The sequence below is a fragment of the Mesomycoplasma hyopneumoniae J genome (assembly GCF_000008205.1).
GTDB lineage: Bacteria > Bacillota_I > Bacilli_A > Mycoplasmatales > Metamycoplasmataceae > Mesomycoplasma > Mesomycoplasma hyopneumoniae.
Genome location: NC_007295.1, coordinates 538,973 through 556,055, shown reverse-complemented (window position 1 = coordinate 556,055; position 17,083 = coordinate 538,973). Strand labels below are relative to the sequence as shown.

At 32.9% G+C, this 17,083-nt stretch carries 3 protein-coding genes; all 3 read left to right on the top strand.

What is annotated here, in order from left to right; translation table 4 throughout:
- Nucleotides 1-115 precede the first annotated feature (115 nt).
- Nucleotides 116-4,717: a hypothetical protein gene (locus MHJ_RS02365; RefSeq protein WP_044284666.1), complete on the top strand. Its 4,602-nt coding sequence runs from the start codon at nucleotides 116-118 to the stop codon at nucleotides 4,715-4,717.
- 100 nt (nucleotides 4,718-4,817) lie between these two features.
- Nucleotides 4,818-11,234 carry a DUF1410 domain-containing protein gene (locus tag MHJ_RS03905; protein ID WP_011284201.1) on the top strand — a complete coding sequence of 2,139 codons (6,417 nt, stop codon included), beginning with the start codon at nucleotides 4,818-4,820 and terminating at the stop codon, nucleotides 11,232-11,234.
- A gap of 644 nt (nucleotides 11,235-11,878) precedes the next feature.
- A complete protein-coding gene (locus tag MHJ_RS03900; RefSeq protein ID WP_237697207.1) occupies nucleotides 11,879-16,300 on the top strand; it encodes a hypothetical protein in 4,422 nt (1,473 codons plus the stop codon).
- Nucleotides 16,301-17,083: the final 783 nt, after the last annotated feature.

The following is a 17,083-nucleotide window of genomic DNA, read 5'->3' as shown; positions in this document are numbered from 1 at the left end:
GCATTTATATGTAATTAGTTTTGAAACTAATTTAAATAAAGCTTCTTTATATGAAATTCAAGCTTATTTTTATAAAGGTGAAAAAATTGATATTTCTGATTATAAAACTGAAAGAATGGATAAAACGGAATTTACTACCCCGGCAAAAAAAGCTTGACTTACTAATTTTTCACAAATCGGAGCCTATGAAGATGAAGCAGCTACTGTTTATTTCCAATTTGATGAAAAAGATGAATATCTTTGGCGAAATAAACATAAAATCGAGGTTGAAATCCAAGAAGTTAAAGGGACAAATCCTGATTTGGCCCAACAACAACAACAACAACAACAACAACAACAACAACAACAACAACAACAACAACCCCAAACCACAAAATTTGTCTTTGTCCCTGAAGGTCCAATTTCAAAAGTTCGAATTTCAAAAGAAACTCTAGCCAATCAAAATTCATCTTTAAATCTTAGTGCAAATACTGCCTATAAAATCACAAAATTTACAATAAAAGATGTTGAAGTAAGCCTAAGCACTCACGGGTTACAAAAACCCCTAAGTGATAAAAATCAGGATCTAAAAATTGATACAATTGACATACAAAATCAAGCTAGTCCTTCTTTTTTAGGTACAGGGGGTCAAGAGGTTAAAAAGGTAGATTCAGCCGAAGTTGTAAGATTTAATATCAATAACAAAGCACCTTTCTTTGAAACAAGAGCAAAATTTAATTATCTTGAAGATGTAAATTGATCTCAGGATGAAAATGAAGATGCCGATGGTCGTTCAGGAACAATTAAATTTTCATTTAATGATAGATTTTTACAAATCCCAAAGGAATATGGAACAATTACCGTTGTAAAATCTTCAGAGGCAAACTCTAATGGAAAAGAAATTTCATTTACTTCTAAGGAAAAATTCCAGCCGGTAAATAAAAAGGGAGTAATTGAATTTCGTCTTGAACATCTTGATAGATTTGAGACCTATGAAATTAAAAAACTTGAAATTGGTGGGGTTGAGATCCCTGATTTGAATACACAAGTGAGAACAAGACGTAAAAGATCACTTAGCCAAACAAAAAGCGAGTTTACCCCTATAATCCAGAAAATTTTTGTTGCCGATGTTAAACAAGTTAATGTAAGAACAGGAAGTTCATCGAGTCATAGTAGTAGTAGTAGTAGTAGTAGTAGTAGTAGTTCAGGTCCAGAAGAAGGTGAAGAAGTAAAAGGGTATGTAAATCTTTATTTTGATAAGAATGATGCCTGGATTAATAGCTCGAAAATCGATGTCAAAATAAAAGAGGTTGATAACCAAGTCTCAGGTTCACAAGTATTAGTTGAAAAAACTAACCTTCAGGTCAGCTCAGATAATACAAACAAAGCAACACCTTATGTCTTAAAGATTAATCTTGATACAACAAAAGAAAAAAGCGCCCAGAGGAAACTAAAACCGGGTCAAAAAATCGAATTCGAACTTGAAATTAAAGAAAATAACAAGCTTAAATCTCTAGTAAGTAAAAAGAAAAATATCAAAGTTAAGGTTGACTTCCCTAAAAACCAATATAATCTAGCCAATACACCTAAATTAGAAAAACAGGTAAGAATTCCGCCAGTAGTCAAAGTAATAAAAGTAACTGCTAGTTCTGATACAGATGCTGAACTCGAAGTCGAACTTGTAGGAAATAAAAATGCATTTAAAGATCTAGAAAAAACCCCAATTGTTATAACAATAGAACCAGACCCTGATAAAGAAGCAAAAAGCTTTCTTCCTTTTGAGACAAAAAAAATATCAAAGGTTGGCCAATTAGAAAGTTCAACTGGAAATACAATTAAGGTCAAATATCAATTTAATGGACTAATTCCATTCCTTAAATACAAGATTGATAAAATAAAATGAGGGGTTTATGATATTCCTTTCGGAAATAATAAGCGGATCAACTTTAGTAAGCAAATGCAAACAACACAACCCTCCAATATCCAGCAAAAGGAAAAAGAATTCCAAATGCCTTTTGATAAACTACCTCAGGATAAAATTAAATTAACACAGCAACCCTGAGCCGGGCTTTGACAAAACGAGCAGGACACAGATAATTACAATGAAGAAAATATTGATATCGACTTGGATCCAGTATATATGTGAGCGTTAAATAAAAGTGGCGACCAAAACAAAATGCAACAAAATTTAATGATCACACTTGAGTCAGCCGATCAGTATGAAAAAGATAAAAAAGTTACCCTACCGTTTGCTTTAAAATTTGACAGGTCCAAAAAAACGTTAACGGCTTCGCTTACAAATAAAAAAGTAACGGATCTAGGAGAATGATCCAAAAAGAACAGATGAAAGCAACTAAGAGCATCAACTAAATATGTTATAACAAAAATTGAATCAAATAATGGCCCTTCCCTAAATTTAGAAAATAACGATAGTAATAAATTAACTTTTACAACCCAAATTGAAGAACCAGATCTTCATACAATTAGAATGACAGATTTTTCAAATCCCGAAGGGCGTAATGATACCTGAGAGCAATCACTAATATTAAAATTTTATGACCCGTGAAAAGTACTAGATGAAACAAAACTAGAACAATGAAACTTTGCTCTATATAATAATAATAATAATAATAATAATAATAAACTAGTCAAAAAATATCTCAAAACGCTCGACAGTCCACAATCAACAGAAAAATGAAGGATCGATAGAGTTGCCGAAGTAACTAATAATGAATACATACCCTATATAAACCCCCATGAAACAATTAACCAAAACGTTGAACACCAAAACAAAATAGAGCAAACCAAAGTATTAGGAAATAATAATAAAAATGTATACATAACAGAGTCAGAAGACATAAACCGCTTATTAAAGGAGATGGGCGGAATGAACAAAATCCCCTATTACTATCAGTTGAAATCTAAAAAATCCAATCAGGTTTTTTCCTCTAACAATAGTGGCCCCCAAACAACATCAGTTACTCCGAAATCCCCAATCCTCGACCCGTCACCCTATCGTTACTTTAAATGAACCCTTAAAGGAGATGGTAGCTGAATTGAAAATGAATCTATTAGTCTAGAGTTAAGAGCATATTATTTCCGGAAACCCGATAGAAGCTCACCATCAACACCAACAAGCTGATATGATCATCAAACGGAAAATCAAAGCGCCAGTCAGTCCCAACAACAAACCAACCCCGTGACGGAAGAAGAAAGAATCACTATGCCCTCAGCAGAGAGTAACGAAAAAGATAAACGCAAGGACTCCAGATTCCCAATAAGAGTCTACAGTAATGGAACATTAATAAAAATTGAGAACTGAAAACAAAAAACCAACGTAGCATTTATAAGAGAAACCAGTTCCGAGATTGTATCAGGAGTGGGGATCAAAATAAAAGCAAAACTCTATGATCCACGCAAGGTAAGAAAAAACCAAAATAAAGTTAAAGCGGATTTTATCAGGGATAAATTCGAAGAAAACATCAGTAAAAGTATAGCGGACCAAAGTAACTATAATCAAGCCGTCCAAAGTCTTGGACCCGAATCAAACAAATCAAATGTTAGTTTAACATTAAGTTGATCAGGCTACAAAATTAATAACGAATTTTCCTCGTTACTCACAGACCCAAATAAAAAATGAAGTGAACTAGTAAATAAAATTGAAAAGAAAGTAAAATGAACCAAAAACGAGGAAAAGAGTAAAACCAAGGTAAACTGAGCAAGGCAATGGGAAACAAAACAGAGAACTACAAAAAAGCGCAAATCAAATCCAAACGAGGTCGAATTAGGATGATTCATAACATACAAGCAACCCCAAAACCACAGGGATAACTCAAAAAGCCACCGATATAGAATCGGTTTTCAAACAACAGAAGCAATCAAAAACTACTACCAAAATCAAATCCTTACACCCTGAAACGAACCCAAGGTTTTCCTTACAGGGGCTACATATCCCCAAGTAGATAAAACAGATCCATTCTGAGGAAATATATTTACTAACCAAGCTCGAGGGTTATCTAGATCAAACACGTTTAGTTCCAAATTAGATAGACTCACCGGAATAAACTGAGATAATACAATATTCATAGGCCCATCATCTAGAGTTAAAAAAACCAGCGCAAACGGTCAAGAACCAGAGGTAGATAGAAATATACAACTCCAAACCAGCCAAAAGCAAAAGCAAATGAGCCAAAAACCCTTTGGTATTTATGATGTCCAATACGACCAAAATTCAAAGACAATGACCGTTGGTTTATATACAAAAACCAACCAAGGCCAACAAGTTAAATTCGTCCAAGAAGTAATGCCTTCTGTCATGTATGGTTGATTTATAAATAACCAAGGTGATATGTATCTAATACGAAATGAAATCGGCTTACCAATAATATTATGGCGAGATGCTGACTTTTCCCAGCAATTAACCAACGGAAAAATAACAATCAAACTTAAGTTACAAAGTTCGTCAACCGACCCTTTACATAGCCCAAAACCAGGCGAGCAACTCAAATTCCTCGGAATCCTAGTCTTTCCACACCTACCACCTAACCCAAACCAAAACCCCTGACTACGACAGAAAACGCACACCAAATATACAAAAGACAAATACTATAAAGAGATCAACAACCACAAATACATACTACCAATGTATAACGATAACAGCATGACAGTTGACGCGGAAACACCATATGTCATAACCTGGGTCCGAAGAGAAGACATATGAAAAGTAATAACAGTATAACCTAAAGCCAAAGCATAATTAAAAACCAAAAAATAGGGTTTAGCAACACGATTTTTTGGACGGGTATATCTCAATAGTAAATTAACTTGAAAGGAAGAAAATGGCAAAGAAAAACGAAGTAAGAAATGATAAAAAACTAAATTCATATCTAAATAAGAAATTACTAGCTGCATCTGGATTTATAACCGGATCAATTATAGCTCTATCCCCTTATCTTGCAAAATTACTAAGTCCAAAAACTATTTATGTCACTGAATTTGTTGGTAATAATATTCAGGCAGCAACAGGTGAATTTAGTTTTAAACTTCAAGGAAAAAATCAGGCTGATACATCTTGGGCTAAAAATGCTGATCTTGAACTTGTCTATATTAATCAAAAATCAAAATATCAGGTAAAATCAAAAATAGTCTATAATCAAGAATTAGATAATTTTTCGACTTATATTGATAGTCTCTTACCCGGTTCGATTTATCAAGTTCAACTTGTAAGCCCGAATAATCCGCGTTATTATTTTAGTTTTCTAAAAACTTCCCAGTTTTTCTCAACGAAAAATCAAGTTGAAAAATTTAGTTATTATGATCTTGATAATACAACAATTTTAGATCTTGACCTTGAAGATAGTCAAAATCTTTTAGAAGAAGCGAATTTAATCCTTTATTATAAACAAGTAGGAACAAATAAGATTTTAACAGCTAATGGACAAATCAAAGGGGATAAAAGAAAAAACGCCTTATTTAGTTTTAATAATCTTGTCCGCGGTCAAAACTATGAAATTGTTGATCTAAAATATTATTTTGATAATCCAAATTCGCTTTTTGATCTTGAAATCTCGCCTTTAGCCAATCGGTTTTTTAGACCAAGTCCGATTTCAGGGAAAATTGAAAGTTTAAGCCAAAAAGCTTATGGACTTAATTCCGCCCTTGTTGAGATTAGTTTAGTTCTTGATTCAAAAAAAGTAAAACTTAATAATAATGAAAAAATAAATCTTGAATATTATTGAAAAGATGAGAGTGATAATTACCAATTTGGACTTGCAAATGATGTTGATCTAATCATTCAAGGATCAAAAGTTTATGCCAATCTTGATCTAAGCGATATTCCTGGTGGGGCTAAATTCTGAATTTCAAGAATCTGGAATAATTCTGGTAGTCTTTCCTTTCGTGTTGATAAAAAACTCTGGTTTATTTCTTCCCCTGAGGTTGCCCGAATTAAAACTTTTGTTGATGGCAATAATACTTCTAGTTTTGATGTTAAATTCAACGATCAAAGTCTTTTACTTAATGGAAAAGATATAAAAATTAATTTTTTTGCCGATGATAAACCCTCTAAGATGCTTTCAACAGTTGGTCAGGTTATCGGGAATAAAATGCTTTCATTTGCCAAAAATCTTGAAAAAGAAAAACATTTTACAATTGCTTCCTTTGAGATTTTAGGTAATATTACTAATTTTGACCAAGAAAGTAGTCAACAACCAACAAGTACAATCTTTTTTTCAAAAAATTTCGATCCAAAAGAAAAAAAATTTTTTACCCATGCAACTAGTGCCCAAATTGAGGGAATTACAATTGATAAAATCAGTGAAGATTCAAGTCGAATTAGCGTTGTTCTAGATTCAGCTGATGATTTTATCAAAGATAAAATTGCAACTTTATATTTTAAAGTTGCCGGATCAACTAATCTAATTAAATCCGAGGCCCGTGCTTTTAATATCTCAGGAAATAAACTTGTACTTGCCTGAGATCTAATTAATTTAGAACCAGGAACTAATTATTTTATTGACTCAATTGGGATTGCTGATAATAATCAAGAATTTGTTAATAAATTATATCTAAATTTTGGGCCTAATATTTATGCTGACCAACTAAATTGGACAACTCGTCCGGCAATATCTTCAATTACTTATATTAAAAAATCTGAGACTGAAATTGCCTTAAATATTGCAATTAAAAACGCCCTTGAACCTTTAAAATCAGCAACAATTAAATATAAAGAATTAAAACCAGGGGGCACTACAAAAACAATTAAGGCCCAAATTGAGTCAAATACGGTTATTTCCTCGCTTTTAATTGAAAATCTTGAAAAAGGACTTGACTATCAAATTGAAGCAATCGAGATTGATAATTATAAATCTTCAAAAGGTTCAAATGATATTCTTCCAGTTTCAAAAACAATTAGTCAGGCCCAAAGAATTTTTGGAGTTCATGCTCCTTTAGTTATAAAATCAATTAACAACCTGCAAGAAGAACAAACAAGTGCCAAACTTAAAGTTGATTTTACCCCTGAAACTTATAAGGCAATTGGAAATAATGAGGTAAAACTTTATTATTCCCTTGCAGGATCATCAAAATTATTATCAACTACTACAAAAATTGGACAAAATTCACAAGGCGCAAAAGATAATAATCAAAATACTTTAGAATTTAGTCTTTCAAATTTAGAGATTGGATCAAAATATAATATTAATTCGATTGTTTTAGCCCGCAAAATTCTTGGTCTTAATGGCGAGGAAGAGATAATTGAAAGGAATATGCTTTTTGGTGATTTTACAAATAAATTTGATGCTAAGCAACAATATTTTTATACCAAAAGCGCAATTATTGAAGTCGGTTATGATAATTCTTATGAACAAAGGGTGATCGCAACCTTTATTCTTGCTGATGCCAAAGGCGAATATAATGGAAAAACTGCCAAACTTAAATATACCTTAGTTGAAAAAAACGGTGATAGACAAAAAGCAAGTTCAGCCCAAGCAAAACAAGGGGAGATCACCGCCCCAATTGTTGGTGCTAGAATTAGATTTGATATTACCGATCTTTATAAACAAGGAATTTATGAAATAAATGAAAATTCTTTAGAAATTCTTGATACACCTTCTGCTAGCCCAAAAAGGGCAAAAAGATCGCTTTCTTTAACTAGCCCAAATCAAGTCTCAACCTTCCAGACAAGTCAGACTCAAGCCAAAACAATCCCTTTTAAAGCAAAATTACTTGCTACAAATGAGAAAAAACAGTTTTCTACAATCCCAAAAACAGCTAATATAACAAGTCTTAATCTGACAAAAAGAACAAAAAATGAAGCAGAATTCGAAATTGAATTCGGCCGTGATTTTCTTAGAACAAATAACAAAGACAGTCAAAATACAGAAAAACTTGATGATTTCTTAGATAGTCAAAAACTAAAAGTTAGATATAAAAAATTCGGCGGTGAAAGTCAAGAACAAATCGTTCAAGCAGAGACAAATATAGTATCCCAAAAAACTAATTTTAAACTTAAAAATCTTGAAAATGGACAACAATATATCATTTTAGGTTTTGAACAAGTAAAACAAGACGATCCAAAGCATCCAAAAGTTAATATTTATCTTGATGATCTTGATTTTTATAAAGATCAAATAATTGCTACTTCAGCGGTTATTAAAAAATTAGAAATTGATACTTCAGTTGAGCGTCAAGCCAAGGTTCATCTTGAACTAAAAGATGGCGGAAGGTATACCGCCGGGAAAAAAGTCACACTTGAAATTGAAAAGATCGGCGAAAATGGGCAAGTTCAAAATTCAAATGGATCAAATTCAAACCTAAGACTTGAGCAAGTCTCCCTTAATGGAATTTATAATTTTACTTTTATCAATCTTGATAAGCTTGCAAAATATAAAATTAAATCAGTAAAATTTGAAAAACAAGCAAATCAGCCAAAAGTAAGAAAAGCCCGTTCACTTTTAGCTAGCCAGAATCCTTTTAGATCAAATATATCCGAATTTAATGCCGTTTTTGTCAATGTCCAAGCTGAGCAAGTCCAAGAAGAAGAAATTGAACTTTTTGAAGTCGAAAGTAAAAATCTTGAGCCAAAAAAAACATTTATTACAAGCGCCCAGACTGCCAAAATCAATAAAATCGAATATGAATCAATAACAACAAATAGTCTAACTATTAAATTAACTTTTGATAATTTAGATGATTATTTAGGCCAAAAAGATATTGAATTAACTTATAATAATTTATCAACAAAATCTTCAGTTTCAATACAAGAAGCCAAAGTTGATGTCAATAATAAAACAATTAGTTTTTCCCTTAACAATTTAAATCCCGGGGATAAATACGAAATTGAGTCTTTAAAACTAAAAAATGAAACAGTTTCAGTTCGAAACCAACAAAATCTTAAGAAAAATGAATTTAAATTCGAATTTGATAAATCCCCGAATACCCAAGCAGGATTTGAAAAACAATTTTTCTCACCTACCCCTAATCTTGCCGAGATTAGCCCAGAGTCTACTTCAGAGACTTCAGCAAGAATTACAATTAAATTAAATGATAAAGGGGCAAATTGAAATTCAAAATATCTTCAAATTAAACTAGAAGGCGAAAACGGAGCCCAGCTTCCTAATTCTAACCAAAATAAGGTTTATACCGCCCAGATTATAAACGGACTTGCTATTTTTGAAATTAACGGGCTCCAAAAAGCCGCTAGTTATAAAATTACTGAAGCAAAAGTAGCAGAACAACCCCAAGAGCAAATAACTGCAAGTAATGCAAGTGGTAATGAAATTGAAGGGTTTTCTAGTCATCAAAAGTCCCAAACCAAAATCATCAAAAACTTTGAACTTGAAGCTGAATCGGCAACAATTGTTGATATAGCTTATCAATCAGATAATAATTCAGCGGATATTCAAATTAAATTCGATAAAAAAGAAACTTTCCTGACAAAGGAAAAACATGGTAAGAAACGCAAATTAAGATTTACATTTAAACATTCAATTACCGGAAAGCAAGTAAGTATTGAAAAAGAATTTACTACAGGTTCTAGTCAAAATACAAATCCACAACTAGATCTTAGATTAGATGCTTCTTCCCAACTTGAGGCCGGGGCATTATATCTGCTTGTCAAAATTGAAGATGTAAGTGATGGACAAGGGCCTAAAAAACTAAGAATTTTTAAATTCGATGATGAAGATGCTGGATCTAAAAAGAAAAAAGAGGAAAATCCCCCTAAGGTACTTTCAAAATTATATTTTGCAACCAAGCCCGAAGTGATTTCTTATTCAATTACTAAAAAAGACGAGACAACTTATATTGCTAACTTTGATATTGTCGATCCCCTTGCTGGAAGAGGAATTGAAGCCGGTGGATTTGAAGACAGAGATATAAAAATTAGACTTAAGAAAATATTAGCTGGCGATGGAACAAATAATCCCCAGAGTCGTGATCTTGAATTTTCAGCAAAAGCCAATAATTCCAAAATTAGTTTTGAATTTAGTGATCTTGAAAAAAATGCAACTTATAAGTTAGAATCACTTACCTGAGCTGATTCTGAAAGTCAGCAAAATGGTTCACAAACAAACAAAGTCGATCCAACTGTAAAAAATCAAAATTCTACTAGCCAAAATAACCCTAATTTTTCTGATTTTGCAATCAAAGAAATTGATACAAAAACCCATTCAAAAATTGAAGGCGAGATCACCAATAACGGGAAAATCGCCTTTGGGTCAAATTTTATAATTTATCCTGAAAGTGCTAAAATTATAAAAATTGAAAAAGATGATAAAAAAAATGATCAGGCAACAATTACGCTAACCTTTGATGCAAAAGATCAATATCTAAAACATAATGATTATAAAAATAAATTAAAACTTGTCTATTATCAAGTCGGTGATTCTCAAGAAAAAGAGGTTGAATTAAGCCAGGATAGTCAAAGCTCAAATGAAATTAAATTTAAAGCTGAGCTTAGATCGCTTCAAGGCGGAAATGGCTTTCATATTGTTGGGCTCAAAAATGAACTAAATTCTGCAAGAAGATTAAGAAGATCAACTACGACTTCAGGGATTCAAAAAATTAATTTCTACTTTGATGGTGCTAAAGTCAAAAATGATGCCCGCCAGTTTGCAACTCTTCCAATTATTAATTCAATTCAGCAGTTTCGTAATGGGCTAAATCCAAATCAATATGATTTTATTTTTAGTCTTAAAGATGGTGGGGAAGTATTTAAAAATAAAACTTCTTTAAAAGCTAAAATTCAATATAAAAAAGTTGTCGGTGGGAAAAACGCTAAGGCAACTATTGAAGAAGTTGAAGCTGAAATTAAAAAATTAGCCCAAAGACCTCAAAGTACAAGTTCTTCAGCTAAATCCGATCAAAGTAGTCTTGAAAATTCAACTACTTTTAAATTTACCCTTAAAGATCTTGATCTTTTTGCCCAGTATTATATTGAAAAAATCGCCTATGACCAAACTAATGTTGACAGTGTAATTCAAAAAGAAGAAGCTCAACAGATAAATTCAGATACATCAGGATTTTTCCGCTTTAGTCAACAAGCTAATCCAAAAAGAGCATTTATTACTTTCCCGGATAAAGTTGAAGTTGATAAAATCGAGATCAAACCCGATTTTAAGAAAGATTCAGCCAAAGTTGTACTTGAATTTGCTAAGAAATACCAAGGATTTTTAGAGGTTTATAATAAAATGGCAATGTCTATAAAAATCCAAAAGGTCTTTTTGAAGAAGTCCAAATTGATAAAAACAATATAACTGCAACCCTTCAAAAACAAAATGGGCAGAACCCAAAAGTTGAAGTTGAAATCAAAAACATTTCTCAGCCAGGAAAATATATAATCGATCATATTAAATTCCTTGATGAAAAAACTAAAACTATCAAAGCAATTTCCCATCTTGAGCTTCCTCCTGTAAGCATTAAAGAATCAATTACAATTTCGCAGCGATCATTTTATACAAACTCCCAAGTTGTATCAATTAGAAAAAAATATATCGGGGAAACTACTGCAACAATTGAAATTGTAATTGACGATCCTTATGGATCTTATATCGGGAAAAAAGTAAAAGGAAGTTTTAAGCTTGAAAATAGTCAAGTAAGTTCTTCAAATTCTGAGACTAGTGCAAGTGCTGAAATTGTCGGGGATGAGATTGGAAAAACTTCAAAAGCAGTTTTCCTTTTAAAAGGACTTGCTAAAGCAAGTGATTATACAATTAATAAAATCGAATTTGAAAAAGAAGATCAAGGAAATCAAAGTCAGCTAAAAACCCCCCAAAACATCGAATTTAATGATATAAAGGTTCTTGAAACTGCCAAAGCAAGTCAATTAAGTAGTCAACCTAGTTCGGCTCAAGAAGTTAAAAAATTCAAAACCGATTTTTTATCGGCAAACGCCCTTGGGGTGATCTATCAACCTGATCGATCAAATTCTAGTCCAACCCCATGGAATAAAGCAAAAGTTAGAGTCTTTTTTGGTTCAGAAGATAAACCTCTAAAAGACAAACAAACAAAACTAAAACTTGTCTACCAATCATCAAAATACGGAATATCAACAACAGGGCAGAAAGAAGTTGAGGCTCAAATTTTTAGTGCCGATCAGTTTAGAACTGAACAGCAAAGCTGGAAGAATAATCTCCCAGATCAGGCTAATTTCTATTATGAATTTGACCTTGAAGGACTTGATCCAGGGGCAAAGTATCAAGTAATCGGGCTTTTAGATCCCCAACAAAAAATTAGAATAAATGTACCTAATGAAAATGGGATTACTACTTCACTTTTTTCTTCTTCAAGCCCACAAAATACTCCTTCATTTAATTTTAACACGGCCCCTTTAATTACCAAACTAGCTTATGTAGCCCGCGAGAATTCAATAAAGTTAATTTTTGATGTTGAAAACTCACAAAAATTAACTTTTGAAAATTCAAAAATGGAAATAAAATATAAAAAATTAAAAAATAAATATCAAGAATATGGCTGGCAAAACCCTAGTGATCCTATTGATAAAATGGCTAAGACTTCTTCTGAACTCCAAGTTAGTGCAAAAGAGGTAAAAAACGAACAAATACTAATAACAAAGTCAAAAAATGATGATTCAACCCTAACTCGTCTTGAAGTTGAACTTACAGGCCTTGATAAAGGAAGTTGGTATTTAATTGATAGTGTTAAACTAAAAAATGTAAATGGCCAACAAGGTGATTTTGACTTATTTATTGATAAGGCTGACTGGGAAAAAGATAGTAATAAATTAAAAACCGATACAGCCGAAAAATGGCCAACAATTATTAATACATCAATTGAGTCAGCCTCAATTGAGAATGTAAAAACTTCAACAACAGATCAAATGGCTGTAACAAAAAATAGTAGGCAAGAAAACCAAAATAGAAAGGCCGAGCTCAGACAAGGTTGATTTGAAGTTGAATTTGCCAAAAAAGATCTAGGATTTTTAAAAGATAAATATAAAATTCAACTTGAGCTTGAATCAGTTGATAAGGATGTTTTTTATACAAATACAGTCGAAATTAAAGATAGTAAAAGTAGTAGTACAATCAAAGTCCAACTGGAAGCTAAAAATTTAACTCCTGGGGATAGATATACAATCAAGAATTATATTTTTACTTTAAAACCAGAAATGGCCGACAAATTTGCCGTTAGCCTGCCGCAGAATTTAAGGGCAAAACCAAAAAGAACTAATTATAACCTTTTAACCGAAAATGCAATCAAATCAATTAAATATGAAGCAATCCGTGAAGGTCAGACAAATGTTTTTGTTGAACTTTTTAATAACAACGGTCTTCTTGATGGAAAACGACTTACCCTTAGTTCAGAAATAGATGAAAACTTTGGTAATAAATATATCCCTGAATCTTGAAAACTAAAAAACAAAGAAGCAATGAGAACAACATCTAGAAATAAGGTAGGGGAAAGAAAAGATGGTAAGAAAAATAATACAATAAATTTTCAAGTAAAATCTACAATTAAAAAAGGTAAAGAATATATAATTAAAAGAATTAATAATGGTGGTAGACAATTAACTTTTGATGATCCAATAAAAGATGAAAGTGCAATCCAAAGACGTTTTTATTCAAGAGCAGATAAAGCAAATCTTACTTCATCGACAATTACAAATGTAACAACTAATTCTGCAGATATTGAACTTACATTTGCCGAAGATGATGCTTTTTTAAAAGGGGAGACAATCACCTTATATCTTGAAAATTCAGAATCAGGACAACAAGTAAAATCAATAGGCTCAACAACATTTATTTCAGCCCCATCAAATGGCCAAAAAGAACTAAAAGCAACATTCAAGTTTGATAATACTCTTAGACCTGGAATTTGGTATACAATAAAAGCACTTACATCCAAAACAGTAAATTTAACAGTTGATAAAAATACCCACAAAGGTGAAGTTGATTTAGTCAAGGGGTGGAAAAGAAATCAAACCAGACGTAAAAAAAGATCGACAAGTCAAAAAACCGTCGATCTTGAATTTATTACCGAGCCTTTAATTACAAAGGTAACTACAGATCCTGAGGATGATACAGCAACAGTTACATTAGAGGGCTGAACTGATGATCTTACAAAAGCAGGTTTTGATACAGAACTCCAAGTAAAAAAAGAAGGGGAAAGTCAAAGTTATACAAGGACGATCGAATGACAGCAACAAGAAGGGAAGAAAAACAAATTCAAGGCTCAGGAAAAGGACCTTATTAAATTTACAAAGTACACAGATATAAATTTAATTCTAAAAAAAAGTAGCCAGGCACAAAAAATTAAATCACTACAGAATAACCTTAAAGTAGAATTCGATAATTTAATAATTAATGGGGGTCGTAAAAACGAAAGAGAGTTTCGGACAACAGCTAAATATTTAAACCTAAGTAGATCTAATCCGGTTAAAATAACTCCAGTATCCCCAACCCAAGTAATAATTGAGGTTACAATGGGTGTTCAAGATGCAAAATCATTACAAGGGATCCCAATGATCTTAAAATATAAAAAAGTAGGACCAAAATACAATCTTGCTTATAACGAGCAAGAGCTTGAATCTGAACCGGTTGGTGTTAACCTAGCAAATTCAAAGCTAACCTTTGCTCTTTCAAATCTTGAATCCGGAAGTATATATAAAATAGTTAAAATTTTACCCAAAAACAGGCAAGACATTCCAAACCACCAATTAGACGAACAAAAAGAGCTTAAGTTAAATGAAACGATGTTAAAAAATATCAAAGATATAACCCTGGAGGGCATAGACCAAAACACAAAACACGGCCGCAGCGTCGAAATACTATTTGCCCCTCAAAATATACGCCCACAGTTAATAAGAGGGTGAACGATACCAATTTCATATAAGGTTTACAGAGGTGAAAAAGTCAAAGTCCAGTTTAATCCAGAAGCAGTAACGACAATAGGACCGAAATGATTACAAAACAACCTCAAGGTAAAGATAAACGGAACGGAAATAAATGGAAAAGCGGTGCTAAAAGAATGAAATTGAAACCCCGAACTCCAAATAGCCTCGGCTGACCTCCAGCCATATACCCTAAAAACCCTAATCGGAGCCAGCATAACCGTAGAGATCAAAAACCCCGAAAAATTTAACTCCAACCCAATGACCGTGGATGGGTCCTTTCAATCCTCCCAACAACAACTGCAAACCCAACAATCCCAAATACCAGGTTCAAGTATTTCCTTTCAGTCTTCTACCACAATTGCAACAGTAACACCAATGCATATTGATTATATAATGCCAGGACTAATGGGATTTACCTATGCAGTATATGATCCTTTAGATCAGATAATGCCGACTGGATCCGAATGAAATCCATATGGAGAGTTCGCAGACCTAACCCCATATAGGGATCAAGATTGACTTGAGGTGCTCTGGGATAAAACAGAACAAGAACCCAAAGAACAACAAGCCAAGGGTAAAGAGTGGGATCAAAGACTACCAAATCTTGCAGGTAAGATCGAAGAAATTCAAATAACAGGCCCACCCGTAGCGATTAGAACAAGCCGTAAACAGAAAGAGCCAACCCCAGAAAAAGATAAAAAAATAAGATACGTAACCCTATATTGAAATATTAACGTCGACCAAGGCAAATATAGGCTTCCCACAAGTCTGATGGGTAAAAAAATCGCCTTCAAACCAAATTCAATATCTAAACTCCCTATCAGGCTAAGGATTAAACAAAAGTCAGAAAACACTATCGCAAGTGCAATATCGATCAATGCAGAAAACCCCACACCAAACCTCCCAGGCTTTGTAATGCCCCAAACGCATCACGCAAACCCCCATGATGCGATATCACTACCCACAAATGGAGTAGAATGAAACAACAAGTGGAGAGAAGAAGAAGCAAAACTAATCCCGGAGTCCTGGGTAATAAACCGAACCAAAATAAACGAAGAGCTCTTCTGATCAGCACCGGGGTTCGAGTTTGCCTTTAAGGACGAGCTAAGAAACGATACCTGATACCTAAATGCTAAAAACCCAACCAAAACAACCTCAGGTTATATGTTCGATTACCATGGAGAATCTCTTGTAACAACGACAAGAAAAATAGCAGCAATTTATATCAATGGAAAAGCAAAAAATAAGCTCAAGGTAGGCAAGAGTGAATTAATAAACGACGGCAGAACTCGCGGCCCCAAGATTAAGTGAACAGGGGTAAAAAACGAACGATGACCAGTAGCACTCCTAGTCAAAGAAGGGAGCAACTATCTACCATTCCTATATAGTCCAGACAATTATTACCAAGTCTTTAACCCAGTCAATCCCCCAGAACTATCGGATTACTACGACGATGATGGAGACGAGTAAGTAGGACGAGAAGCAGGTGCCAATCATTAGGGAATGCGTTCTCAGCACAAGAAAACATAAAAAGCGATCAATAAAAAACAAAATAAGTAAACAAAAACAAAGTCGGAACACTCACTAGGAGATAACAACCAAGTATCAGTACAAAGACCAATAACGGGTGGCAATTTCATAACCCAGGGAACAACGAAAAAAAAAAAAAAAAAAAAAACCAATAGTGCACCCAAAATCACCGAAAAACAAGCTCAAAATAATCCACAGAACGCAATTGCTTCCAGCACAATTTGCAAATATCAAATTAAGCTTGTTTTAACTATATAGTAAATCTAGTAAACGAAATAACCTAATCAAAAAACTAGCTAGAAATAGTTTTTTGGATTTGATAGGTGATTAATAATAGTTTTAGTCTTTTAGAAAAACTTTTTTTGTTTTTTAATTTATCTATGGTATAATGCCAACATACATATCTAAGTTATTTTAATTTAAGTCGCAGGTGGATCATAAAAATTTAACGTTTTTTTATTGATTGATTTTGTCTTTTTAGCCCTCGAGTGTTCTTTCTTCCTACGATAAGTACAGAATTAAAAACAAAAAGCGAGAAACACAGGTGGACAAAAAATACCATAGGTAAAAATAATACTAATTCCGAAAAACTAGCTAGAACTAGTTTTTTGGTTTTGATAGGTAGTTAATTTCTTTTTTAGAAAAAATTTTTTTTGGTTTTTAATTTATCTATGGTATAATGCCAGCATACATAGCCAAGTTATTTTAAGTCGGGGGTGGATC